The organism is Mesorhizobium sp. M0195 (genome assembly GCF_040322115.1).
Lineage (GTDB): Bacteria > Pseudomonadota > Alphaproteobacteria > Rhizobiales > Rhizobiaceae > Mesorhizobium.
This window is the reverse complement of the sequence record NZ_JAMYSV010000001.1, coordinates 129,571-153,235: the sequence shown is the minus strand read 5'-3', so window position 1 is coordinate 153,235 and position 23,665 is coordinate 129,571. Positions and strand designations below refer to the sequence as shown.

The 23,665-nt window shown below is 63.7% G+C and carries 19 protein-coding genes; 16 read left to right on the top strand and 3 right to left on the bottom strand.

All coding sequences use genetic code 11. The features are described from left to right. Positions 1-39: 39 nt before the first annotated feature. The 3 genes from NKJ12_RS00715 to NKJ12_RS00705 are packed head-to-tail and all read left to right on the top strand — an operon-like array spanning position 40 to position 2,199. The gene (locus NKJ12_RS00715) at positions 40-1,080 is read left to right on the top strand and encodes a glycosyltransferase family 2 protein (protein ID WP_502896114.1); all 1,041 of its coding nucleotides are present in this window, start codon (positions 40-42) and stop codon (positions 1,078-1,080) included. Then, positions 1,080-1,772 (top strand): class I SAM-dependent methyltransferase, encoded by a 693-nt coding sequence (locus tag NKJ12_RS00710; RefSeq protein WP_352686516.1) that lies wholly within the window; start codon positions 1,080-1,082, stop codon positions 1,770-1,772. Before NKJ12_RS00715 ends, NKJ12_RS00710 begins: the two co-directional genes overlap by 1 nt. Beyond that, on the top strand, positions 1,750-2,199 hold the full coding sequence (locus NKJ12_RS00705; RefSeq protein WP_352686519.1) for a GtrA family protein: 450 nt from the start codon (positions 1,750-1,752) through the stop codon (positions 2,197-2,199). Before NKJ12_RS00710 ends, NKJ12_RS00705 begins: the two co-directional genes overlap by 23 nt. A gap of 175 nt (positions 2,200-2,374) precedes the next feature. On the opposite strand, the gene NKJ12_RS00700 is transcribed toward NKJ12_RS00705, so the two are convergent. The 3 genes from NKJ12_RS00700 to NKJ12_RS00690 form a co-directional block, all read right to left on the bottom strand. Then, complete coding sequence (locus NKJ12_RS00700) at positions 2,375-2,992, bottom strand: alpha-ketoglutarate-dependent dioxygenase AlkB family protein (RefSeq protein WP_352505971.1); 618 nt, start codon at positions 2,990-2,992, stop codon at positions 2,375-2,377. Between the two features lie 129 nt (positions 2,993-3,121). Beyond that, entirely contained in the window at positions 3,122-3,559 is a 438-nt protein-coding gene (gene arfB, locus NKJ12_RS00695; RefSeq protein ID WP_352505970.1) for an alternative ribosome rescue aminoacyl-tRNA hydrolase ArfB, read from the bottom strand. Between the two features lie 79 nt (positions 3,560-3,638). Then, positions 3,639-5,249, bottom strand: coding sequence for a phosphoenolpyruvate carboxykinase (locus NKJ12_RS00690; RefSeq protein WP_352505969.1), 1,611 nt, complete (start codon positions 5,247-5,249; stop codon positions 3,639-3,641). 341 nt (positions 5,250-5,590) lie between these two features. Here NKJ12_RS00690 and NKJ12_RS00685 point away from each other — a divergent pair, with 341 nt between their 5' ends. The 13 genes from NKJ12_RS00685 (at position 5,591) to NKJ12_RS00625 (ending at position 23,639) form a co-directional block, all read left to right on the top strand. Beyond that, complete coding sequence (locus NKJ12_RS00685) at positions 5,591-6,292, top strand: response regulator transcription factor (RefSeq protein ID WP_023677547.1); 702 nt, start codon at positions 5,591-5,593, stop codon at positions 6,290-6,292. A gap of 147 nt (positions 6,293-6,439) precedes the next feature. Then, positions 6,440-8,224, top strand: coding sequence for a sensor histidine kinase (locus NKJ12_RS00680; RefSeq protein ID WP_352700965.1), 1,785 nt, complete (start codon positions 6,440-6,442; stop codon positions 8,222-8,224). Between the two features lie 31 nt (positions 8,225-8,255). After that, positions 8,256-8,702, top strand: a complete 447-nt coding sequence (locus NKJ12_RS00675; protein ID WP_352505967.1) for an HPr kinase/phosphorylase — start codon at positions 8,256-8,258, stop codon at positions 8,700-8,702. A gap of 164 nt (positions 8,703-8,866) precedes the next feature. Further along, on the top strand, positions 8,867-9,268 hold the full coding sequence (locus tag NKJ12_RS00670; RefSeq protein WP_254815942.1) for a PTS sugar transporter subunit IIA: 402 nt from the start codon (positions 8,867-8,869) through the stop codon (positions 9,266-9,268). Then, positions 9,265-9,561, top strand: a complete 297-nt coding sequence (locus NKJ12_RS00665; RefSeq protein WP_023677551.1) for an HPr family phosphocarrier protein — start codon at positions 9,265-9,267, stop codon at positions 9,559-9,561. Before NKJ12_RS00670 ends, NKJ12_RS00665 begins: the two co-directional genes overlap by 4 nt. 157 nt (positions 9,562-9,718) lie before the next feature. Beyond that, positions 9,719-11,119, top strand: a complete 1,401-nt coding sequence (ahcY, locus tag NKJ12_RS00660) for an adenosylhomocysteinase (RefSeq protein WP_352650205.1) — start codon at positions 9,719-9,721, stop codon at positions 11,117-11,119. A 188-nt stretch (positions 11,120-11,307) separates the two neighbouring features. After that, positions 11,308-13,869 (top strand): sensor histidine kinase, encoded by a 2,562-nt coding sequence (locus tag NKJ12_RS00655; RefSeq protein WP_352700964.1) that lies wholly within the window; start codon positions 11,308-11,310, stop codon positions 13,867-13,869. 8 nt (positions 13,870-13,877) lie between these two features. Beyond that, positions 13,878-15,389 carry a tRNA (adenosine(37)-N6)-threonylcarbamoyltransferase complex ATPase subunit type 1 TsaE gene (tsaE, locus tag NKJ12_RS00650; RefSeq protein WP_352700963.1) on the top strand — a complete coding sequence of 504 codons (1,512 nt, stop codon included), beginning with the start codon at positions 13,878-13,880 and terminating at the stop codon, positions 15,387-15,389. Positions 15,390-15,430: 41 nt separating this feature from the next. Next, complete coding sequence (locus NKJ12_RS00645; RefSeq protein ID WP_352700962.1) at positions 15,431-16,189, top strand: nucleotidyltransferase family protein; 759 nt, start codon at positions 15,431-15,433, stop codon at positions 16,187-16,189. Then, on the top strand, positions 16,186-19,323 hold the full coding sequence (gene addB / locus NKJ12_RS00640) for a double-strand break repair protein AddB (protein ID WP_352700961.1): 3,138 nt from the start codon (positions 16,186-16,188) through the stop codon (positions 19,321-19,323). The genes NKJ12_RS00645 and addB overlap by 4 nt, the downstream gene beginning before the upstream one ends. Next, on the top strand, positions 19,320-22,832 hold the full coding sequence (addA, locus tag NKJ12_RS00635) for a double-strand break repair helicase AddA (RefSeq protein ID WP_352700960.1): 3,513 nt from the start codon (positions 19,320-19,322) through the stop codon (positions 22,830-22,832). Before addB ends, addA begins: the two co-directional genes overlap by 4 nt. Positions 22,833-22,905: 73 nt before the next feature. Beyond that, on the top strand, positions 22,906-23,229 hold the full coding sequence (trxA, locus tag NKJ12_RS00630; RefSeq protein WP_023677558.1) for a thioredoxin: 324 nt from the start codon (positions 22,906-22,908) through the stop codon (positions 23,227-23,229). A 128-nt stretch (positions 23,230-23,357) separates the two neighbouring features. Then, the gene (locus NKJ12_RS00625; protein WP_023718287.1) at positions 23,358-23,639 is read left to right on the top strand and encodes a cupin domain-containing protein; all 282 of its coding nucleotides are present in this window, start codon (positions 23,358-23,360) and stop codon (positions 23,637-23,639) included. Positions 23,640-23,665 lie beyond the last annotated feature (26 nt).

Genomic DNA, 23,665 nt, shown 5'->3' with positions numbered 1-23,665 from the left:
TTCGATGGGCAATTCCAGCGGATCTGTCGGGAGCAGTCTGTGATCAACGCGAGCAGTACCGGAGTTCGTGCGAGGCAGCCCCGCTATTCCCTGGTCATTCCGATCTTCAACGAGGAGGCGGTTCTTCCACTCCTTATCCGGCGAATAGTCGCCCTGCTCGACGCGCTGGACGCACCGGCAGAGGCTATTTTCGTCGACGACGGCAGTACCGACACGAGTGTGATCTACCTGCGTGGGATGGTTGCCGAGGAGCCACGCTTCCGGCTGATCGAACTGTCGCGCAATTTCGGGCACCAGATTGCAATTACGGCCGGCATGGATGCGGCTGCCGGGGAAGCCGTGGTGGTCATGGATGCCGACCTCCAGGATCCCCCTGAAGTCGTTCTCCAACTGGTGGAAAAGTGGAAGGAGGGCTATGAAATCGTCTACGCGAGGCGTATGCGGCGCGAAGGCGAAACCTGGTTCAAACGGCTGACAGCCAGCATCTTCTACCGGCTGATGGAGAAGATGACTTCGGTCGACATTCCCCGCGACGTTGGCGATTTCCGACTAATCGGCCGCAAGGCTCTCGATACGTTCAAGCAGATGCCGGAGCGCAACCGTTTCGTGCGCGGCATGTTCGGTTGGATGGGATTCAAGCAGACGGCGGTTTCATTCGAGCGACCGGCGCGCGCCGCAGGTGAAACAAAGTATCCTTTCTGGAAGATGCTCCGCCTGGCTGTCCACGGGGTCATCGGCTTTTCGGAAAAACCATTGCGTATGGCGCTCTGGGCCGGGCTCGCTATCTCGGGGGTAGCCGCGTTGCTCGGGCTCTTTGCCGTGGCTTCCTGGGCATTCAGTTTCGGTGTTGTCCAAGGCTGGACGTCGACAGTTGTGATTGTTTCCTTCTTGTCCGGGATCAACCTGTTCATGACCGGTATCGTCGGCCTCTATGTCGGCGGGATCCACTCCGAGATCAAGCGCCGGCCGCTCTATGTCGTTGATCGCCTTACTGGCTTCGAGGACGCGCTCCGGGCGGAAGTCGACAATCGAAACACCGAGGCGACGTTGTCGGCGTCACGCGACAGAAGGTTTGGTTGATGGCCGAACTCTTCGATCAATATCGCACCACCTATAACAGGACTGTCGACGACTCGATCAGCTTCTCCGGGCTGAAGCATGACTTCTTCCTGCACGCCAAGTTGGCCCCTCTCGCCGACCTGATCGCGACACGCGGTATCGCGAGGCGCGACGGCAGCGTTCGGGCGCTTGATGTCGGCTGCGGGATCGGCGCGCTGCATCCTTACGTGAAGCCGCTTTTTCCAGACCTTCACGGCTGCGACATTTCGAAGGAATCCATCGCGCGGGCGCGTGAGGAAAACCCCTGGGTCACCTATGCCGACTACACGGCTCCCGTGCTGCCTTACGCGGATGGCACATTCGACCTCGCATTCGCCGTTTGCGTCGTCCATCATGTGCCGCCCGAACATTGGCCGAGCTTCGTTTCCGAGATGCGACGCGTCGTCCGACCCGGCGGCGTTGTCTCGGTGATCGAGCACAACCCGTTCAATCCATTGACACGCCTGGCCGTCTTCCGCTGCCCCTTCGATGAAGATGCTGTCCTGATCAGTCGCCGCCAAGCCGGGCATCTCATGGAGACAGCCGGCCTCACACAGGTCGAAGGCAGACATTTTCTGATGTTTCCTTTCGCAAATTCGGTCGCGCGCAGGGTCGAGGGCTGGCTCTCAAATCTGCCGCTCGGTGCGCAATATGTGTGCAGCGGCCGTGTTTAGCGCCGGTTCGGGCTTCAGACTTGCAAAGCGGCCGGCGCGTTTCCTGATTATCGGCCTTGGCGCCACTCTGCTCTACGCACTGCTTGCCGCGGTATTTTCGATGGGGGACGCGGTGTCGATGCGGCCGGCTTCGGCCTCGGTGCTCGCTTATGCCATCGCCGCCGTCTTCTCCTATGCCGGACACAAGTATTTTACCTTCGTGTCCAGCGGGGCGCATCGTTTCGAGGCGCCTCGCTTTTTCGTGCTGACATTGCTTGGTCTGGCGGTGTCATTTCTTCTGCCCGCCGTGTTGTCCGGGATTCTGGGCCTGCAGGCGCAGATTCCGATTGTGCTGACATGCCTCGTAATCCCGCTCGTCAACTATGTGATGCTTCGCCACTGGGTATTCGCCAGTGCTGGGCTCGGTTTGCGGAACGGCTCGAGATGATGCGATTCCCGGACCGCCCGAGATCGGCTGTTGGCGCTCCAGGCCTGGCGTGCGCGCAACGATGCAACGCACCGCCAGGCTCCGGGCTTGCAACCCTGGCCGGGCAGTGCCCTGCTGCTGGCCAAAGGCTACAACGGCGGTCGTGGTACTGGCACCCCCGGGGCACCCGAACAGCCTATTTCGGCATAGTCACCCGCCGCAGCGTCAGATTGATGCGGCCGCCATTCTTGAGCAGTGCCGAGGTCGAAGGGTAGATGCGGTCGACGCCGTGAAAGCAGAGCCGGCCTTCGCCGCCGAGCACCACGACATCGCCGCTCTTCAGCCTGAACGATTTGGTGGCGCCGTCGCGCGTGGTCTGGCCGACCCGGAACAGGCAATCATCGCCGAGCGAGACCGAGACGACAGGCGCGGAGAAATCGCTCTCGTCGCGGTCCTGGTGAAGGCCCATCTTGGCATCCTGCGAATAGAAATTGACCAGGCAGGCCTCCGGCGGGTGCGCATAGGCAGATACGTCCCGCCACAGATCGAGCAGCATCTCCGGGATCGGCGGCCAGGGCATTCCGGTCACCGGGTGGGTCGGCTGGTAGCGATAGCCGTGCTCCTTGTCGGTGACCCAGCCCAGCGGGCCGCAATTGGTCATGCGCACGCTCATCTCCTTGCCAGTGCGCGGCATTGCCGGCACGAACAGCGGGGCTTCCTCCACGACTTTCCTGATATCTTCCACCAGTACTTCCTGCATGGCGCGCGACAGGTAGCCGGGCATATGGCGGACGCCTTTGGGCAGTATGAGCATCGCGTCGCTTGATCCGTTGGTCTGGAAATCAGAATGCCACCGTCAAACGAAAACGGCGACCCGAAAGCCGCCTCCGACGGTGGCTGCGCGCTTTAACCGGCGATCTGAGATCCGAAGCCGCTTCGGCTGTCAGTCATCCCCGACCCGGCCGCGCAGTTTCTTGATCGAACCGCGCCCGGCCTTGCTCTTGAGCCGTCTTTCCACCGCGCCTTTGGATGGCCTAGTCTTCTTGCGCGGCGGCGACGGTGGTTCGGCGGCCTTGGCGACCAGTGCCGTCAGCCGCGCCCGGGCGTCCGCCCGGTTCTGCTCCTGGGTGCGGAAGCGTCCGGCTTCGATGACGATGACGCCGTCCTTGGTGGCGCGCTGGCCGGCAAGCTTGATGGTTCGTTCGCGCACCCGCTCCGACAGGCCAGACGCGTTGGCGGCATTGAAGCGCAATTGCACCGCCGTCGCCACCTTGTTGACGTTCTGGCCGCCCGGGCCGGACGAACGGATGAAGTCCTCGTGCAGGTCGCCCGGATTAATCACCGCATCGTCGGTGATGATGATCTTGTCGTCGGCGTTCATGCCGCAGTGATGGCGCGGCAGGCGGAAAAAGAAAAGGCCCGATCGAAGCCGGGCCTTGAAGCATCACCAGGGGCGACGGCTATTCAGCCGCTACCTGCATGCGTGGTGCGGCGCCGAGCACGGTGGCGTCGACATGGGCTTCGAACTTTTCGAAATTGTCGACGAACATGCCGACCAGCCTTGCCGCCTGCCGGTCGTAGGCGGGCTTGTCGACCCAGGTCGATCTCGGGTCGAGAATGGCGCGGTCGACGCCGGCAACCGTCACCGGTACGTCAAAACCGAAATTGGCGTCGGTGCGGAAGTCGGCCGCTTTCAGCGAGCCGTCGAGCGCCGCGGCAAGCAGCGCCCGCGTTGCCTTAATCGGCATCCGCTTGCCGGTGCCGTAGGCGCCGCCGGTCCAGCCGGTGTTGACCAGCCAGCAATCGACACCGTGGCGGGCGATGAGCTCGCGCAGCAGATTGCCGTATTCCGACGGATGCCGCGGCATGAACGGTGCGCCGAAGCATGTCGAAAATGTCGCTTCGGGTTCGGTAATGCCCTTCTCGGTCCCCGCCACCTTGGCGGTATAGCCGGAGAGGAAATGATACATCGCCTGCGCCGGGGTCAGCCGCGCGATCGGCGGCATAACGCCGAATGCGTCGGCGGTCAGCATAATGATGTTCTTCGGGTGGCTGGCGCGCCCCGTCTTGCTGGCGTTGGGGATGAAATGGAGCGGGTAGGCGCAGCGCGTGTTTTCGGTCAGCCCGCCGTCGTCGAAATCCGGCACGCGACCGGCGTCGAGCGCCACATTCTCCAGCACCGTGCCGAAGCGCTGGGTGGTGGCGAAGATCTCCGGCTCGGCTTCGGCCGAAAGCTTGATCGTCTTGGCATAGCAGCCGCCTTCGAAATTGAAGATGCCGTGCGGTCCCCAGCCATGCTCGTCGTCGCCGACCAGCGTTCGCGACGGGTCGGCCGACAGCGTCGTCTTGCCGGTCCCGGAAAGGCCGAAGAAAACGGCCGCGTCGCCGGCGGGCCCTTCATTGGCCGAGCAATGCATCGGCATCACGCCTTTTGCCGGCAGCAGATAGTTGAGCACGGTGAACACCGACTTCTTCATCTCGCCGGCATAGGAGGTACCGCCAATCAACACGATCATGCGCGAAAGATCGACCGCGATCACCGTTTCGCCGCGCGTGCCGTGACGGGCGGGATCGGCGCGGAACGACGGCAGGTCGATTATCGTCAAATCGGGCACGAAATGCTCGAGTTCGGCGGCGGCAGGCCGGATGAGCAGATTGCGGATGAACAAGGAGTGCCAGGCAAGCTCCGTGATCACCCTGGTCGGCAGCTTCAGTTCCTCGTCGGCACCGCCGACCAGGTCCTGCACATAAAGGTCCTTTCCAGCCGCATGGGCGCGAAAATCGGCAAGCAGCGTATCGAACTGGATCGGCGAAATCGCCTTGTTGTTGTCCCACCATACATGCGGCGCGGTGCTTTCGTCGCGCACCACGAATTTGTCCCTGGGCGAGCGGCCGGTGTGCTGCCCGGTCTCGGCGGCAAGCGCGCCATGCGCGGTGAGTCGGGCCTCGCCACGGCGGATGGCCTCCTCGTAGAGCGCGGCCGCGCCGAAATTATAGCGCACCACGCCAGTGGTTCTCAGGCCGATCCGATCGATTGCACATGCAGGATTGCGTTTGCCGGCTTCCGACATGGGTGTCCCTTCTTCGATTTACCGCGTCTTTACCGGCGAATTCCGGAAACCCCATTGCAGGAGCTAATAACGTCAAAACCAGAAAAGGCGAATGATATCAAATCATTAATCGATTTAAATATTTTGAAAGTTGTTTAAATCGTTTATATGTGCAAAAACACTGATGGTTGCCCAAGGATTGGCGATGTTCATTCGTCCAATCCCTATCGAGGTACAATTGTGGCCGCCGGCGTGCCGCGCGTGACAGCGGATAAAGCCTATGCCACATTTTGTACCTAATTTGTCCTGCAAAAGCCCCTTCTCGACGAAAGAAGGGACAGCTCATGAGGGAGCCGCTTGAAATGGCAACAATCGCGCTTGTCGACGACGATCGCAACATTCTGACTTCGGTTTCGATCGCCCTCGAATCCGAGGGTTATCGGGTCGAAACCTACACGGATGGGGCATCGGCGCTGGAGGGACTGGCGGCGCGCCCGCCGAACCTCGCCATCCTCGACATCAAGATGCCGCGCATGGATGGCATGGAGTTGCTGCGCCGGATGCGTCAGAAATCCGACCTGCCGGTGATCTTCCTGACCTCCAAGGACGATGAGATCGATGAACTGTTCGGCCTCAAGATGGGTGCCGACGACTTCATCCGCAAACCCTTCTCGCAGCGTCTTCTGGTCGAACGCGTCCGCGCCGTGCTGCGCCGCGCCAGCACCCGCGAGGCGGCGGCCAAGGCGCCCAACCAGCAGGCCCGGTCGCTTGAGCGCGGCCAGCTTGTCATGGACCAGGAGCGCCACACCTGCACCTGGAAGGGCGAGCCGGTGACGCTGACCGTCACCGAGTTCCTCATCCTGCATTCCCTGGCACAGCGCCCGGGCGTCGTAAAAAGCCGTGATGCGCTGATGGATTCCGCTTATGATGAGCAGGTCTATGTCGATGACCGCACCATTGACAGTCACATCAAGCGGCTGCGCAAGAAGTTCAAGGCCGTCGATGATGACTTCGAAATGATCGAAACCCTTTACGGAGTCGGGTATCGGTTCCGCGAAGCATGAATAGGCAGTAGGCAGTAGGGAATAGTCGGTAGTCAGTTTTGAATGATGCGAGCGGCCACTCATGCATCGCCGCGATCTCAGCAACCATTTCTCTATTCCTGCTGCCTACTCACTACTCACTAATTACCGAGCGGGAGCTGCTATTCGATGGCAGTGGAAGTAGAGCGAGTGAGACGGTCGGGCGCCGCCAGGCGCCCGCCGCGGATTCTGCCCGCCTTCGTGTCGAAAATTACGGTGCCGATGCGCCGGTTTCTCGGCCATCACATCTTTTCCAGCCTGACGCGGCGTATCCTCTTTCTCAATCTTGCCGGCCTTGCCGTCCTGGTCACCGGCATTCTCTATCTCAATACCTTTCGCGACGGGCTGATCGACGCCCGTGTCGAGAGCCTGATGACTCAAGGCGAGATCATCGCCGGCGCGATCGCCGCGTCGGCGACGGTCGAAACCGATTCGATCAGCATCGATCCGGAAAAGCTGCTTGAGTTGCAGGCCGGCGAAAGCCTCGGCCCCGGCTCCGACCAGCTCGACAATCTCGATTTCCCGATCAATCCGGAGCGCGTGGCGCCGGTGCTCAGGCGGCTGATCTCGCCGACGCGCACGCGCGCCCGCATTTATGACCGCGACGCCAACCTGCTGCTCGATTCCCGCCATCTCTATTCGCGCGGCCAGATCCTTCGCTACGACCTGCCGCCGGTCGAAGAGGAGCAGCCGGACCTTCTGGAGCGCATCCAGAAATTCGTCTTCGATTTCTTCCGCAACAAGCAGCTGCCCGTCTATCGCGAGCAGCCGGGCGGCAACGGCGCTGCGTTTCCGGAAGTGGTCAAGGCGCTTACCGGCAGTCCGTCGACGATCGTGCGGATCTCGGAGCAGGGCGAGCAGATCGTTTCAGTGGCGGTGCCGATCCAGCGCTTCCGTGCCGTTCTCGGCGTGCTGATGCTGTCGACCGAAGGCGGCGACATCGACAAGATCGTCGCGGCCGAGCGCAAGGCGATCCTGCGCGTGTTCGGCATCGCCGCCCTGGTTACCGCCATCCTGTCGATGCTGCTGGCCTCCACCATCGCCAACCCGCTTCGCCGGCTTTCCGCGGCGGCGGTCAGGGTTCGCCGCGGCGTCAAGAACCGCGAGGAAATCCCCGACTTCTCCGACCGCCAGGACGAGATCGGCAATCTCTCGATCGCCGTGCGCGACATGACCAATGCGCTCTACGCCCGTATCGAGGCGATCGAAAGTTTTGCCGCGGATGTCTCGCACGAGCTGAAGAACCCGCTTACCTCGCTGCGCAGCGCTGTGGAGACATTGCCGCTGGCCAAGAACGACAATTCGCGGAGCCGGCTGATGGATATCATCCAGCACGATGTGAGGCGGCTGGACCGCCTGATCACCGATATTTCCGATGCCTCCCGTCTTGATGCCGAGCTGGCGCGGGAAGACGCGGGAACCGTCGACCTGAAGAAGTTCATCACCGATCTGGTCGCCGTCTCGCGCGAGGCCACGCGCAACAAGAAGGCGGTCGAGATCGAGTTCAAGGTCGCCAAACTGCCGCAGGGCGTGAAAGGCTACTTCGTCGTCGGCCATGATCTGAGGATCGGCCAGGTGATCACCAACCTGATCGAGAATGCCCGCTCGTTCGTTCCCGAAGATCTTGGCCACATCACCATATCGCTGGCACGCGCCGGCAAGTTCAACATCGTCACCGTCGACGACAATGGCCCCGGCATCCGGGCCGATAACATCGATCGCATTTTCGAACGGTTCTATACCGATCGGCCGGCCGGCGAGGCGTTCGGCCAGAACTCGGGCCTTGGCCTGTCGATATCCAGGCAGATCGTTGAAGCCCATGGCGGCACGCTGAGCGCCGAGAACATCCCGGGCACCAAGCCTGGCGAGATCAAGGGCGCGCGCTTCGTGGTGACACTGCCGGCGGAAGGCTGAGGGATGAATTCCAATCACGCCTGGTCCTATTGTGCAGCCTGAACACATTCACGGCACCGCGATCCTGATAGGTGATCGCGGCATTCTCATCACCGGACCGTCCGGCTTGGGCAAGACGACGCTGGCGCTCGCCTTGATCGATCATTGCAGCCAGCGCGGGCTGTTTTCCCGGCTGATCGGCGATGACCAGCTCTTTGCCGCCGATTGCGAGGGGCGGCTGGTCTGCCGCGCACCAGCCAGCATAGCCGGCCTCGTCGAGGTGCCGGGATTCGGCCCCAAACCGATACAGTTCGAGCCAAGCTGCGTGATCGACCTCATTATCCGGCTGGTGCCAGCCGGCAAAATGGTCCGCTTCCAGGAAGACTGCAGCGAACTCGTTGTCGGCGTGACAGTGCCGCGCATCGATCTTGCCGGGCGCAATGTCCCGGCCGCCTTGCCGGCAGTGATGTCGCGTCTGTCGATTGCGCCTTTCCTGTGATCCGATTTCGATTTTTTGCTGCAATGCGTCAAATTGGCTTGGGCCGGCGCAATTTTGGGCTTGTCAACGGGCCTTGCGTCGACAAGATAGCGCTCCCGCCGCCTGGAACGGTCGGCGAGCATAAAATGCGCCTGTGAAGCGGCGATGACGGGAGCCACCAAAGAATGATCGGACTCGTGCTTGTAACGCACGGTCAACTGGCCGCCGAGTTCCGCAATGCCGTGGAACACGTCGTTGGGCCACAAGACAATTTCGAGACCGTGGCGATCGGTGCCGACGATGATATGGAACAGCGCCGCCGCGACATTATCGACGCAGTCGGCCGCGTCGATACGGGATCAGGCGTCATCGTTTTGACCGACATGTTCGGCGGCACGCCCTCCAACCTCGCCATTTCCGTGATGGAATCCGGCCGCATCGAGGTCATTGCCGGCATGAACCTGCCGATGCTGATCAAGCTGTCCAGCGTTCGCAAGGGCGACAACATGACGGCAGCGCTGGATGAAGCGCAGGCTGCCGGCCGCAAATACATCAATGTCGCCAGTCAACTCCTGAGCAGCAAATGAGCGCGCTGTTGCCGGAAAAGGACAAGATCGTTCGCGACTTTCCGATCGTCAACCAGCGCGGCCTGCATGCGCGCGCCTCGGCCAAGTTCGTTCAAATTGCCAGCGGCTTCAATGCCACGGTCCAGGTCGAGAAGGACGGCGTCAAGGTCGGCGGCACCTCGATCATGGGCCTGATGATGCTGGCGGCAAGCCCCGGTTATTCGATCCGCGTCACCGCCACCGGCCCGGAGGCCGAAGAGGTCATCGATGCGCTGGAGCAACTGGTTGCTTCCCGTTTTGGCGAGGAATGCTGACGTGCTGATCGCTTCCGAAGACATGCACGGATAAAGATTTCTTTATATCCCATTGTCGTCCAACTCTCGATCTGCTAGTCAGGCCGGCAACTCGCGCCCTCCGACACGCCTTCGGGGCGGGGCGCGTCCCGCAATCAATTCGCATCGGAGCACTGCCATGACGGGTAGCAAGGACTATGTGGTCGCAGACATCGCGCTTGCCGGCTGGGGCCGCAAGGAGATCGAGATCGCCGAAACCGAAATGCCGGGCCTGATGGCCTGCCGCGAGGAATTCGGCGACAAGAAGCCGCTCAAGGGCGCGCGCATCACCGGCTCGTTGCACATGACCATCCAGACGGCGGTGCTGATCGAAACGCTGAAGGCGCTCGGTGCCGATATCCGCTGGGCTTCCTGCAATATCTTCTCGACCCAGGACCACGCTGCCGCGGCCATTGCCGAGGCCGGAATTCCGGTGTTTGCCGTCAAGGGCGAGACGCTGGAGGATTATTGGGTCTACACCGACAAGATCTTCCAGTGGGCCGATGGCGGCACCTCCAACATGATCCTCGATGACGGTGGCGATGCCACCATGTACATCCTGATCGGCGCCCGCGCCGAGGCCGGCGAGGATGTGCTGTCCAATCCGGGCAGCGAAGAGGAAGAGATCCTGTTTGCCCAGATCAAGAAGCGCATGCAGGCATCACCCGGCTTCTTCACCAGGCAGAAGGAAGCGATCCGCGGCGTCACCGAAGAGACGACGACCGGCGTCAACCGGCTCTATCAACTGCAGAAGAAGGGCCTGCTGCCGTTCCCGGCGATCAACGTCAATGATTCCGTCACCAAGTCGAAATTCGACAACAAATATGGCTGCAAGGAATCGCTTGTCGACGGCATTCGCCGCGGCACCGACACGATGATGGCCGGCAAGGTCGCGGTCGTCTGCGGCTATGGCGATGTTGGCAAGGGCTCGTCGGCTTCGCTCAAGGGCGCCGGCGCCCGCGTCAAGGTCACCGAGGTCGATCCGATCTGCGCGCTGCAGGCGGCGATGGACGGTTTCGAGGTGGTCACGCTCGAGGACGCGGCGCCGACGGCAGACATCGTCATCACCACCACCGGCAACAAGGACGTCGTTACCCTCGATCACATGCGCCTGATGAAGGACATGGTGATCGTCGGCAACATCGGTCACTTCGACAACGAGATCCAGGTTGCCTCGCTGCGCAACCTGAAATGGACCAACATCAAGCCTCAGGTGGATATGATCACCTTCCCGGACGGCAAACGGATGATCCTTTTGTCGGAAGGCCGCCTGCTCAACCTCGGCAACGCCACCGGCCATCCAAGCTTCGTCATGTCGGCGTCCTTCACCAACCAGGTGTTGGCCCAGATCGAGCTGTACACCAAGCCCGGCCAGTACGAGAACCAGGTCTATGTCCTGCCGAAGCATCTCGACGAAAAGGTCGCGCGCCTGCATCTCGACAAGCTCGGTGCCCGCCTGACCGAACTGTCTGGCGAACAGGCCGCCTATATCGGCGTCACTCCGCAGGGACCGTTCAAGCCGGAACACTACCGCTATTAACCACGGCGAAACTTGCCACTAGATATTGAAGCCGGGCGATTGACTTTTCGCCCGGCTTTATTTTTGCGCTGATTGATTCTTCACGCCGATTCGCGCAAGCGCTATGGTGCTGATTCGCGGTCCGGGGACGAGGCCCGGGCGCACGCATCAGGGCGGTCTTGCATTCAGGCGGCGAAGAGGACCAAGACATGCCGGGGGATAACCCGCCTTGCGCGGGACAGGCCGTTTCCGGCGGCCATAACGATTCGGTCACGGGCTCCGCTGCCAGAGGCGGCAGCCTTTTGTGGCGTGCCGGCAGCCGTATCGGAGTGCTGCTTGCTTCGTCCGCGCTGGTTGGTCCGCTGCTTGGCTCTGCTGCACATGCCCAAACCCGCGCGGCGCAAAAGGCCGGGCTGTCGGTCAGCACGGTCGAGGTCATGCAACTCGCCATGTTCGTCGGCGTCATGGGGGCGGCATTGCTGTCGGCCATCTTTCTGATCCGCGAACGGGCGCGCACCGCGGCGGAAAATGCCGAGCTCAGGACCCGCATCGCCGACGTCAATGCCGCGCTGCAGCGCTCGGAGGCGCTGCTCCATTCCCGCGATCAGCGCGTGGTGGTATGGGCGGCCGAAAACAAGAAGCCCGAGCTTGTCGGGACATTGCCGCTCGAGAGCGGCGCGCCGGAGGACCGGGCGGCCTTCCTGGCTTTCGGCCGCTGGCTGATGCCGCGTTCGGCGGCCGCACTCGAACATGCCGTCGCATCACTGCGGGACAAGGCAAAGCCGTTCGATCTGGTCATCGAATCGCAGGCCGGCCAGCCGCTCGAGGTTCACGGCCGCAAGAGTGCGGCGCATGTGCTGGTTCGCTTCGTCTCGCTTTCGGAGACACAGCGAAGCCAGGCCAGGCTGAAGATCGAGAACCAGCGCTTGGCCGCCGACCATGAGACGCTGATCGGCCTTCTGGATGCGCTCAAGATGCCATCATGGTTGCGGGCCGTTGACGGGCGGCTGAAATGGGTCAACCGGGCCTATGCCGAAGCGGTCGAGGCCGAGAATGCCGAAGCGGCGGTTCGTGACGGCAAGGAATTCCTCGGAGGCCAGGCGCGCGACACGATCGCTGCGCAGCACAAGTCGCACCCCGTCTTCGAACAGACGCTCTCCACGGTGATCGAAGGCGACCGCCGTATGTTTGCCGTGACCGATTTTGCCGGGGCGGATGGTTCGGCTGGTCTTGCCTGCGACATCAGCGCCATCGAGGCCATTCGCGCCGAATATGAGCGGACCGTGCAGAGCCACGCCGACACGCTCGATCAGCTCAACACCGCCGTGGCGATTTTCGATACCGACGAGAAATTGCGGTTTTTCAATCAGGCGTTCCAGAAACTATGGGGCCTCGACAGCGGCTTCCTGCACAGCGCGCCGGATAACGCCTTGCTGCTCGACCGCCTGCGCAGCGAAGGCAAGATCGCCGAGCAGCCCGAATGGCGGCGCTGGAAAGAGAGCCTGCTCGGCGCTTACCGCGCGGTTGAATCGCAGGAGCATTGGTGGCATCTGCCGGACGGCAAAACCATTCGCGTCGTCGCCAATCCGCAGCCCAAGGGCGGCGTCACCTGGGTGTTTGAGAACCTGACCGAGAAGATGGACCTTGAAAGCCGCTATCAGACCGCTGTGCGGGTTCAGGGTGAGACGCTCGACAACCTTGCCGAAGGCGTCGCCGTGTTCGGCCCCGACGGCAGGCTGAGATTGTCCAACCCGGCCTTCGCGGCCCTGTGGGGGCTGGATGCCGATGCCTCAAAACCCAACGTCCATGTCTCGACGATCCGCGAACTTTGCGACCGCCGTGCCGTCGACAGTCCGTGGGGCGGGTTCGTTGCCGCCATCACCGGCTTCGACGACGAGCGCCGCGACCGCCACGGCCAGACCGAATTGAACAACGGCACCGTTTTGCGCTACGCCGTCATCCCTTTGCCCAACGGCCAGGTGATGATGACCTTCGTCGACGTTACCGACAGCGTCAATGTCGAGCGGGCACTGAAGGACAAGAATGAGGCGCTGCAAAAGTCCGACCAGATCAAGAACGAATTCGTGCAGCACGTCTCCTATGAGCTGCGCTCGCCACTCACCAACATCATCGGCTTTACCGAGCTTCTTTCACTGCCGTCGACTGGTCCGTTGAACCAGAAGCAACGCGAATATATCGGGCATGTCGGCTCGTCCTCCTCGGTCCTGCTCACCATCGTCAACGACATCCTCGATCTGGCGACGGTGGATGCCGGCATCATGGAACTCGACATTTCCGAAGTTCACATCAATCGAACCATTACGGCCGCCGCCGAACTGGTCGCCGATCGGCTGGAGGAACATGCGATCAAGCTTAGGATCGACGCGGCTGCCGCGCCGAAGACCTTCCACGGCGACGAGATCCGCGTCCGCCAGATACTCTACAATCTGCTCAGCAATGCCGCCAATTACGCGCCGGAGGCGAGCACCATAACGCTCGCCTGCCGCCAGCTTGCCGACGGCGTGGAATTTTCCGTTCACGATGACGGCCCCGGCATGCCGCCGGACCTGCTTGAGTCAGTGTTCCGGCGCTTCGAGCCGCGCACCAATGGCGGCCGCCGCCGTGGCGCCGGGCTCGGCCTGTCGATCGTCAAGAGCTTTGTCGAACTCCATGGCGGCAGCGTCCGCATCGAGACCGGCAGGGATAAGGGCACCACGGTTGTTTGCGCCTTTCCCGACACGCCGTCGGGCATCCGTGCGGCGGCCGAGTAGCGCGTTCGATGGCGGTATTGGTGCTGGAGCGTTTTCTCGCCGACGAGGCTGCGACGGCAAGGCTCGGCGAGGATCTTGCCATGTCGCTGCGCATTGGCGACGTGCTCGCTCTCAAGGGCGATCTCGGCGCCGGCAAATCGACCTTGGCACGGGCGCTGGTCAGGGCGCTGGCCGACGATGCCGGCCTCGACGTGCCCAGCCCGACCTTCACGCTGGTCCAGAGCTACGACACGCGTGTGCCGGTCCATCATTTCGATCTCTACCGCTTGGGCACGGCGTCCGAGCTGGACGAGCTGGGCTTCGACGAGGCGCTGACGCAAGCGGCTGCGCTGATCGAATGGCCGGAGCGGGCAGAGGCATATTTGCCGGATACGTCGGTGCTGGTCGAACTTCTCCAGCAGGGCGACGGCCGACTGGCGAGACTGTCGGGGGAGGGCGCCGCGTTCGAGCGCGCGGCGCGATCGCTGGCAATGCGCGATTTTCTCGGGCAGGCCGGTTGGGGCGACGCGCAGCGACGATATTTCATCGGTGATGCCTCGGCTCGCTCCTACGAGATCGTCACGCTCGCCGGATTTCCGCCGCGCGTGCTGATGAACTCGCCAAGGCTGGTGCTCGGACCGCCGGTCCGCGACGGCAAACCCTATGCCGAGATCGCCCACACGGCGCAATCCGTTTCGGCATTCGTCGCCATCGACCGGGCCTTGCGGGCCGGCGGTGTCAGCGTCCCGGAAGTCCATGCCCAGGACCTCGAGCAGGGTTTTCTCCTGCTGGAGCATCTCGGTTCCCAAGGCTTTCTCGACAAGCGCGGCCAGCCGGTAGCCGCGCGTTATGCGGCGGCGGCCGAACTGCTTGCCATGATGCACGGCAAAACATGGCCGGCCCGCATGCAGGCCGGCCCCGGCGTCTTCCACGAAGTGCCGCCTTTCGACCGCGACGCCATGATGATCGAGGCCGAATTGCTGGTCGACTGGTATGTCCCGGCGATTTCACGCACTCCGCCAAGCGAGGCGCTGCGCGCCGGCTACCGCAGCGAATGGAATGCGGTGCTCGATCGGCTCGAGGGGCGCGAATACACGCTTATGTTGCGCGACTTCCATTCGCCCAACCTGATCTGGCGCGCTGACCGTTCCGGTCATGACCGCCTCGGCGTCGTCGATGTCCAGGATGCGCTGATCGGACCGTCCGCCTACGACGTCGCATCGCTCGCCATGGACGCGCGCGTCACCATTTCACCTGAAATCGAAAAGCACACGCTCGCCGCCTATATCGCCGGGCGGCGCGCGGCCGGCGTCTTCGACGAGGACGAATTCCTCGAAACCTATGCAATCATGGCCGCACAGCGCAATTCCAAGGTACTCGGCATCTTCGTGCGGCTCGAAAAACGTGACGGCAAGCCTTATTATCTGAAGCATCTGCCGCGCATCCGCGACTATCTTCGCCGGGCGCTGGCGCATCCGGCGCTGGCCGGGCTGCAGGATTTCTACATCGCCCACGGCTTGCTGGAGGAACGCTCGATTTGACGGCTAAGGATTTAGGCCTGGCGGTGTCGGACGAGGGACCGATGCCAACGACCGCCATGGTGCTCGCCGCCGGGCTCGGCAAGCGCATGCGGCCGATCACCGACACCATGCCGAAGCCGCTGGTCAAGATCGCCGGCAAGACATTGCTCGACTGGGGGCTGGACTGCCTGGCCGAAGCCAGCGTCGCCAAGGCCGTCGTCAATGTCCATTACCTGCCCCAACAGATCGTGGACCATGTGGCCCGCCGCAGTGCGCCGAGAATTGTCATCTCGGATGAGAGCTGCGGCCTGCTCGACTCCGCCGGTGGTATCGTCAAGGCATTGCCCAGCTTGGGGTCGCCGTTTTATGTGCTCAACGCCGACACCTTCTGGATCGACAGCGGCGTTTCCAATCTCAGGCGTCTTGCCCTTGCATGGGAGGGCGCGACAATGGACATTCTGCTGATGCTTGCGGATCTCCAGTCGGCAACCGGACATAGCGGCGGCACCGATTTCCTGATGGCGCCGGACGGCGCCTTGCGGCGTGCGAACAACGATCCGGCCGGCCTGATCTATGCCGGCGCCGCAATCGTCCATCCGCGCATCTTCAAGGATGCGCCGGCCGGCCCGCTGTCGCTCAACGCCTATTTCGATGCGGCAATCGCCGCCGGCCGCCTGTTCGGCATGAAGATGCAGGGTCACTGGATCACTGTCGGCACACCTGACGCGATCCCGCGGGCGGAAGCTGCGGTCGCCGCCGCGCTTGCCGGCACGCCCAATGCTGTTGCTGAGGCACCCGGCGCTCTTACCGAGTCGAAATGAGCGGCTCCCGCCGCGTTTTCTCGATCCCGCCCGGAGCGCCGTTCCTGCCGACGCTGGCCGAGGCGCTGCTTGCAGGGCGCCTGGTTCCCGGCTTTGCCTACGATGGCGATCCGCTGATGCTGGCCGATCTCACCATCTATGTGCCGACGCGCCGTGCGGCGCGGGCGCTTCGCGGCGAATTCGTCGATGCTCTCTCGCGCTCGGGAAGCCGCTCGGCGATCCTGCCGGTCATCCGCCCGCTTGGCGAATTCGACGAAGATGAAGCGGCCTTCGAGGCAGGAGCTTCGGCCGCCATCGACCTTGCGCCGCCGATCGCCGCGGTCGAGCGCCTGCTGCTGCTGGCGCCGCTGGTGCGAGCGTGGAAACGTCGCCTGCCGGCACATGTCGCCGCATTGTTCGACGAGGAGATCGTCATCCCGGCCTCCGCCGCCGACGCCCTCTGGCTGGCGCGCGACCTGGCGCGGCTGATGGATGAGATCGAGACCGAGGGCACGGATTGGGCGAGGCTCGCCGACCTTGTGACCGGCAATCTCGCAGGCTGGTGGCAGGTGACGCTCGATTTCCTGAGCATCGTGACCGAGAACTGGCCCAAGCTGCTCGAGGAACGCCATCGCTCCAATCCCGCCGCGCATCGCAATGCCCTGATAAGGCTGGAGGCGGCGCGGCTCAGGCGCAATCCGCCGGCCGGGCCGGTGATCGCCGCCGGCTCCACAGGATCGATCCCAGCCACGGCCGAGCTGCTTGCCGTGATCGCCGGTCTGCCCAATGGCGCCGTTGTGCTGCCCGGGCTCGACCGGACACTGGACGAGCCGTCCTTTGCCGCCATCAGTGCGCTCGGTGCGCGCCCGGCGCTGCTTGGCCACCCGCAATACGGCCTGGCAAAGTTGATCGGCAAGATCGGCGTGCCGCGCGCCGACGTCGAGGACCTTGCTGTTGCGCCGCGGCCGCTTGCATTGCGCGCCGCACTCGTCGGCGAAGCGCTTCGCCCGGCGGAGACTACCGAGCTCTGGGCCGAGACGCGCGCCCGCTTTACCGCCGGTGATATTGCCGAGGCCTTCGCTGACGTGACGCTTCTCGAAGCCGCCAGCGAACGCGATGAAGCCGTGGCGATCGCCGTCGCGCTCAAACAGGCCGTCGAACGGCCCGGCCAGCGCGCCGCGTTGGTCACCGGCGATCGCGCGCTGGCGCGGCGCGTCTCGGTCGAGCTGTTGCGCTTCGGCGTCGCCGCCGACGATTCCGGGGGCACGCCGCTCATCACCACGCCAGCCGCCAGCCTGCTCAGGCTGGCGCTTCAGGCAGCCGTCCGCCCGGGCGACCCGGTCGCCTTGCTGTCGCTGCTCAAGCATCCCCTGCTTGGCCTCGGCCGGGAGCGGGCAAGCGTGCGCCATGCGGCCGAAATCGTCGAACTCGTGGCGCTGCGCGGTGGCACCGGGCGTCCGGACGTCGCGTCGCTGCCGCAGCTCTTCGACACCCGGCTCCTCGAATTCGACGGCGGCGGCAATCGCCGCCCGCCTTTCTGGCGATCGCGCCTCTCGGTCAGGCGCATCGAACAGGCGCGCGAGCTGCTGATCCGTCTAACGGCTGCGCTGGCGCCGCTGGTTGCTTTTCGCGGCGAGGAGAATGCCGATCTTGCCACGCTTGTGCGTGCCAGCGTCGTTGCGCTCGAAAGCCTCGGACGCGCCGCCGACGGCAGCTTGAGCGAACTCTATGCCGGCGATGCCGGCGAAAAGCTTGCCGAGCTCTTGCGCGGGCTGGTCGCGGCCTCGGTGTCGTTCTCCTTCGCGGCTGACGAATGGCCTGACGTGATGGAGGCGCTGATCGCGCCCGAGATGGTCAAGCCGGCGCAGGGCACCGACAGGAACATCGCCATCTGGGGGGTGCTGGAAGCGCGGCTTCAGGATATCGATACGCTGGTCGTCGGCGGGCTCAACGAAGGCGTGTGGCCGCGCAAGCCGGAAAGCGACCGCTTCATGTCGCGGCTGATGAAGACCGGCATCGATCTAGAACCGCCGGAGCGGCGCATCGGCCTTGCCGCCCATGATTTCCAGATGGCCATGGGCGCCAAGAAATTGGTGCTGGCCCGCTCCGCCCGTTCTGGCGACGCACCGTCGGTGCCCTCGCGCTGGCTGCAGCGTATCCTTACCTTCGTCGGCGAGGACCATGCTACGGCACTTCGCCGGCGCGGCGATGAACTGCTTGCCTGGGCGCGTGTGCTCGATGCCGGCGAAAAGCAGGACTTTGCGCCGCGGCCGCAGCCGAAGCCGCCGCTCACCGTACGGCCGCACCACTTCTCGGTCACCGAGATCGAAACGCTGCGTCGCGATCCCTATGCGGTCTATGCCAGAAGGATACTCGGCCTGATGCCGCTCGATCCGGTCATTCGCGATCCGGGCGCTGCCGAGCGTGGCACGCTGTTTCACGCAATTCTGCACCTCTTCTCAGCGAGGGTGGCCGACCCGCGCGCGCCGGAGGCGCTGGACGGGCTCATCGCCGCAGGCCGCTCCTGCTTTGCCGAGGCTGCCCTGCCCGCCGATGTCGAGGCGGTGTGGTGGCCACGCTTCGAAAAGCTTGCCGCCGGCATCATCGAATGGGAGCGCGGCCGGGCCGCAGCCGTGGCACGGCGGCACGCCGAGGAACGCGCCGAAAAGACCGGTGTGGGCCGATCCGGCGTAACCCTGTCCGGCTATGCCGATCGCATCGATCTGCTGGCTGGCGGAATGGCCGACATCCTCGACTACAAGACCGGCTCGTCGCCATCCAAAGCACAGGCGCACACGCTGCTCGCGCCGCAACTGGCGCTGGAGGGCGCGCTGCTCAGGCGCGGCGCTTTCAAGGAGCTTGGCGCATGCGAGCCGTCGCAACTGGCCTTCGTGCGGCTGAGGCCGAATGGCGAAGTGTTCGAGGAATCCATCCTCGAATACAACCGCAGGCCGCGAACCGCTGCCGATCTCGCCGAAGAAGCGTGGGCGCGGCTGGAAAAACTGCTGATCCACTACGCCGACCCGGCGACCGGCTATCTGTCGCGGGCGCTGCCGTTCCGCGAGGGCGAGACCGACGGCGACTATGACCATCTCGCCCGCGTGCTCGAATGGTCGGCCGGCGGCGACGCCGACGACGAGGGAGGGGAGGCATGAAAAAGGCCTACCCCATTCCAAGCGACACTGCCGCGAGCCAGGCAAGCGCGTCCGACCCGCGCAATTCCGCCTGGGTGTCGGCCAACGCCGGATCCGGCAAGACCCATGTACTCGCCCAGCGCGTTATCCGGCTTCTGCTGCGTGGCACCGATCCGTCCAAGATCCTGTGCCTGACCTATACGCGTGCCGCCGCCGCCAACATGTCGAACCGGGTGTTTTCGACCCTGTCGCAATGGACGACCTTGGGCGATGCCGAGCTCTCGAAACGGATAGAGGCGCTGGACGGCCGCCAGCCCGACCGCGAAACCATGCGCCGGGCGCGGCGGTTGTTTGCGGAGGCGCTGGAGACACCGGGCGGGCTGAAGATCCAGACCATCCACGCCTTCTGCGAATCGGTGCTGCATCAGTTCCCGCTGGAAGCCAATATCCCGGCACATTTCGAAATGCTCGATCCGCAAATGGAGGCTTCGCTGTTCGCCGCCGCCCGCCGCGACATGATTTCGGGCGGCGTTGCAGGCGATGCGGCATTGGCCGAGGCCTTTGCCACCGTGCTTGAGCGCGGCGGCGAACATGGGCTCGACGCACTGCTGGCCGAGATCGTGCGCAAGCGCGATGGTTTGCGTGCGTTCATCGCCGCGGCCGGCGGCGATGGTTTTCAGGCGCTGTTCGACGAGTTTCAGTTCCGCGCCGGCCAGACGGCCGAAGGCATAGCCGCCTCCGTCTGGCCGCTGCCCGGCTTCCTGCCGGATTATCTCGTCACCTTTTCACGGGCGGCCGAGGCTGCCGATGCCCGCGTGGTGCTGAACAACATGCTGCCATACGCCCGTCTCGCCTTCGCCGAGGAGCATCCGGTCCGTCGCCTGAATTTGCTCTCCAAGGCTTTCCTGAGGGCCGACGGCGAGCCTTACGATCCGGCAAAAACGTTTAAAAGGGCATTGCTTGACCGGTTGCCCGATCTTGCCGAACGATATCTGGCGGCGGTCGAAGCCATTCTCGAAATCTCCGACCGGCTGGCCTTGTTCAGGATGCTGGAGGGCACCCGTGCGGCGCTGACCATCGCCGACTGGCTGATCGCCCGCTACGAGCAATTGAAGCGCGCCCGCAGCTTCCTCGACTTCAACGACCTGATCACCCGCACGGTCCATCTACTGGCGCGGCCCGACGCCGGCCCATGGGTGCAATACAAGCTCGACCAGGGCATCGACCACATCCTCCTCGACGAGGCGCAGGACACCAGTCCCGACCAGTGGGAGGTGGTCAAGCGGCTGGCGGAGGAGTTCTTTGCCGGGCTCGGCGCACGCGACGCCGTCCACCGCACCATCTTTGCGGTCGGCGACGAAAAGCAGTCGATCTATTCCTTCCAGGGAGCCGCCCCGGACTCCTTTGCCGACAGCCGGATTTTGTTTGCCGGCAAAGTCAGATCCGCCGCCGCCGCCTTCGCCGATCTCAAGCTGACCTGGTCGTTTCGCTCGACCGACGACGTGCTTGCGGCGGTGGATCGTGTCTTTGCCGACCCGGACGTGCGGCGCGGCATCAGCCACGATCCCGATCCGCTCGACCACAAGGCGATCCGCAACGATGCGCCGGGCTATGTCGAGGTCTGGCCCTCGCTCGGCGCCGACACCGTCGACGAACCGGACGACTGGACGCAAGCGGTGGATCACGCCCACGCACCGGCGGTGCGCGTTGCCGAAAACGTTGCAGCGACCGTTGCCGGCTGGATCGGCGGCGGCGAGGTCATCGAAGGGCGTGGCAAGAAACTCCGGCCCGGCGACGTGCTGGTGCTGGTGCGCAAGCGCGACCGCTTCGTCCATGCCCTGACACGGGCGTTGAAGCGCCGCGACATCCCCGTGGCCGGCGCCGACCGGCTCAGCCTGCCTGGCCATATCGCGGTGAAGGACCTGATCGCACTCGGTCATTTCCTCATCCAGCCCGAGGACGATCTGTCGCTGGCCGCCGTGCTGCGCAGCCCGATCTTCGATGTCTCGGAAGAGCAGCTTTTCGCGTTTGCTGCGGAGAGGCCGTCGGGCGTCTCGCTGATCGCCTCGCTGCGCCGGCATGCCGGCGAAAGCGAGGCGTTGGCCGCCGCCGTCAGCCGGCTCGACACATGGTCGAACGAGGCCGCATTCAAGCCGGTGTTCGAATTCTATGCTGCAGCTCTCGCCCGCGACGGCCTGCGCAAGAAGATGATCGCGCGGCTCGGGCCGGAGGCCGGCGACATCCTCGACGAATTCCTGAATTTCTGCCTGGCCGAGGAGCGGACCGGCCTGCCGGGACTGGAATCCTTCCTGTCGACGCTGGAAAACGCCGGCCCCGAGATCAAGCGCGAAATGGACCAGACCCGCGACGAGGTTCGCGTCATGACCGTGCATGCCGCCAAAGGCCTGGAGGCGCCGGTGGTATTCCTTGTCGATGGCGGCTCCGCGCCGTTCAGCGACCAGCATCTGCCGAGATTGATGCCGTTCGAAGGCTCGGGCGACTGCTGGGAGGGCAAGGGTTATCTCTGGCGTTCGGCCAGCGATGTCGCCAATGGATTTTCACGCGCCGCATCGGCCCGCGCCCGAGAGCTCGCCGACGATGAATATCGCCGGCTGCTCTATGTCGGCATGACCCGCGCCGAGGATCGGCTGATCGTCTGCGGCTACCATGGCAAGCGGGCGCCGAATACCGGCACCTGGCATTCGATCGTCAGCCGCGCACTGGTCGGTGCCACGGAGAGCGAAGAACGCCGGCATCCCGCCACCGGCGAGACCGTGCATCGTTTCCAGGTGACGAAACTGACGCCCATGCCACTGGCGTCCGTGGATGAGGCACGACAGGCTGAACGCTTCGCGCCATTGCCGGAAACCCTGTTCCAGCCTCTGCCGCCCTTCGAGGAATTGCCGCGGCCGCTCTCGCCGTCCGGCGCCTCGGTGCTGATCGACGAGGCGCAGCAAGCGGTGGCCGACACGCGTTCGCCGGTGCTGGATGCCGACGCCGAGCCCGGCTTTGCCGTCGTGCGCGGGCTGGCGCTGCACAAATTGCTGCAGATGTTGCCCGGCATCGCCGAGGGAAAACGCCGGGATGCCGCCGAACGCTATCTGGCAAGAGCCGGCGCGGCATGGCCCGACGGCGAGCGCGACAAGGCCCTGGCTGGCGTTTTCAGAATTCTTGCCGACAGCCGTTTCGCACCGCTGTTTGCGCCGAACTCGCCCGCCGAAGTCGCCATCATGGGCAGCTTGGGAGTGAGGGGCAAACTGCGCTCGATTTCCGGCAAGATCGACCGGCTGACAGTAACGCCGGACAAGGTTTCGATCGTCGACTACAAGACCAATCGGCCAGCGCCAGCTACGCTCGCCGAAGTCCCGCAAGCCTATGTTCTGCAGCTCGCACTCTATCGCGCGCTGCTTCAGCCGCTCTATCCGGGACGCGAGGTCTCGGCGGCGCTGCTGTTCACCGAGGCGCCGCGGCTGATCGATCTGCCGGCAGCGGCCATGGACGACGCGCTTGCTAGACTCACGGGAGCGTGACACAACACTTGCTTGAAGACGGACGCGATCACCACCACATTTGGTGCGACGAACAAATCGAAAGGATCTCAGCATGGCCACCGTCAAGGTCGACAAGAGCAATTTCCAGGCCGACGTGCTCAACGCCAAGGAGCCCGTCGTGGTCGATTTCTGGGCGGAATGGTGCGGCCCGTGCAAGATGATCGCCCCGGCGCTCGAGGACATCGCCATCGAACTCGGCAGCAAGATAAAGATCGCCAAGCTCAACATAGACGAGAATCCTGAGCTGGCCGCGCAGTTCGGCGTGCGCTCGATCCCGACGCTGATGATCTTCAAGGGCGGCGAAGTCGCCGACATGAAGGTCGGTGCTGCGCCGAAAACGGCATTGTCGCATTGGATCAACGGCAGCCTCGCCTGATCCGACCAGAATTTTGCAGAAAAGCCCGGCCTCGCGCCGGGCTTTCTTGTGGCGCCACCGATCCGCAGATCTGGCACTCGCCACTTGTCGTCTCATGCTCTTGTCTGGCTTAAAGCAGGAGGAGCGATATGACCGGATCCGCCAAGGCCACCGTCTTCATCGACAATGAGCGAGTCATTGTCACCGAATACCGTTTCGCCCCGGGCGACAACACCGGCTGGCACCGCCATGGCCACGACTATGTGATCGTGCCGTTGACCGACGGCAAGGTGAAGCTCCTGACCAAGGATGGGGAATCTTTTGCCGAAATGAAGAAGGGCGCGCCGTATTTCCGCAATGAGGGCGTCGAACATGACGTCATCAGCGCAAACGATGGCGAATTCGCCTTCATCGAGGTCGAACTGAAGTAGTCCACCAACCACCGGCTGCGCCGCTA

Excerpts from the sequence above, each read along its gene's own strand:
- NKJ12_RS00710 (WP_352686516.1), top strand. The coding sequence starts at position 1,080 with ATGGCCGAACTCTTCGATCAATATCGCACCACCTATAACAGGACTGTC.
- NKJ12_RS00705 (WP_352686519.1), top strand. The coding sequence starts at position 1,750 with ATGTGTGCAGCGGCCGTGTTTAGCGCCGGTTCGGGCTTCAGACTTGCA.
- NKJ12_RS00700 (WP_352505971.1), bottom strand. The coding sequence starts at position 2,992 with ATGCTCATACTGCCCAAAGGCGTCCGCCATATGCCCGGCTACCTGTCG.
- arfB (WP_352505970.1), bottom strand. The coding sequence starts at position 3,559 with ATGAACGCCGACGACAAGATCATCATCACCGACGATGCGGTGATTAAT.
- NKJ12_RS00690 (WP_352505969.1), bottom strand. The coding sequence starts at position 5,249 with ATGTCGGAAGCCGGCAAACGCAATCCTGCATGTGCAATCGATCGGATC.
- NKJ12_RS00685 (WP_023677547.1), top strand. The coding sequence starts at position 5,591 with ATGGCAACAATCGCGCTTGTCGACGACGATCGCAACATTCTGACTTCG.
- NKJ12_RS00680 (WP_352700965.1), top strand. The coding sequence starts at position 6,440 with ATGGCAGTGGAAGTAGAGCGAGTGAGACGGTCGGGCGCCGCCAGGCGC.
- NKJ12_RS00670 (WP_254815942.1), top strand. The coding sequence starts at position 8,867 with ATGATCGGACTCGTGCTTGTAACGCACGGTCAACTGGCCGCCGAGTTC.
- NKJ12_RS00665 (WP_023677551.1), top strand. The coding sequence starts at position 9,265 with ATGAGCGCGCTGTTGCCGGAAAAGGACAAGATCGTTCGCGACTTTCCG.
- ahcY (WP_352650205.1), top strand. The coding sequence starts at position 9,719 with ATGACGGGTAGCAAGGACTATGTGGTCGCAGACATCGCGCTTGCCGGC.
- NKJ12_RS00655 (WP_352700964.1), top strand. The coding sequence starts at position 11,308 with ATGCCGGGGGATAACCCGCCTTGCGCGGGACAGGCCGTTTCCGGCGGC.
- tsaE (WP_352700963.1), top strand. The coding sequence starts at position 13,878 with ATGGCGGTATTGGTGCTGGAGCGTTTTCTCGCCGACGAGGCTGCGACG.
- NKJ12_RS00645 (WP_352700962.1), top strand. The coding sequence starts at position 15,431 with ATGCCAACGACCGCCATGGTGCTCGCCGCCGGGCTCGGCAAGCGCATG.
- addB (WP_352700961.1), top strand. The coding sequence starts at position 16,186 with ATGAGCGGCTCCCGCCGCGTTTTCTCGATCCCGCCCGGAGCGCCGTTC.
- addA (WP_352700960.1), top strand. The coding sequence starts at position 19,320 with ATGAAAAAGGCCTACCCCATTCCAAGCGACACTGCCGCGAGCCAGGCA.
- trxA (WP_023677558.1), top strand. The coding sequence starts at position 22,906 with ATGGCCACCGTCAAGGTCGACAAGAGCAATTTCCAGGCCGACGTGCTC.
- NKJ12_RS00625 (WP_023718287.1), top strand. The coding sequence starts at position 23,358 with ATGACCGGATCCGCCAAGGCCACCGTCTTCATCGACAATGAGCGAGTC.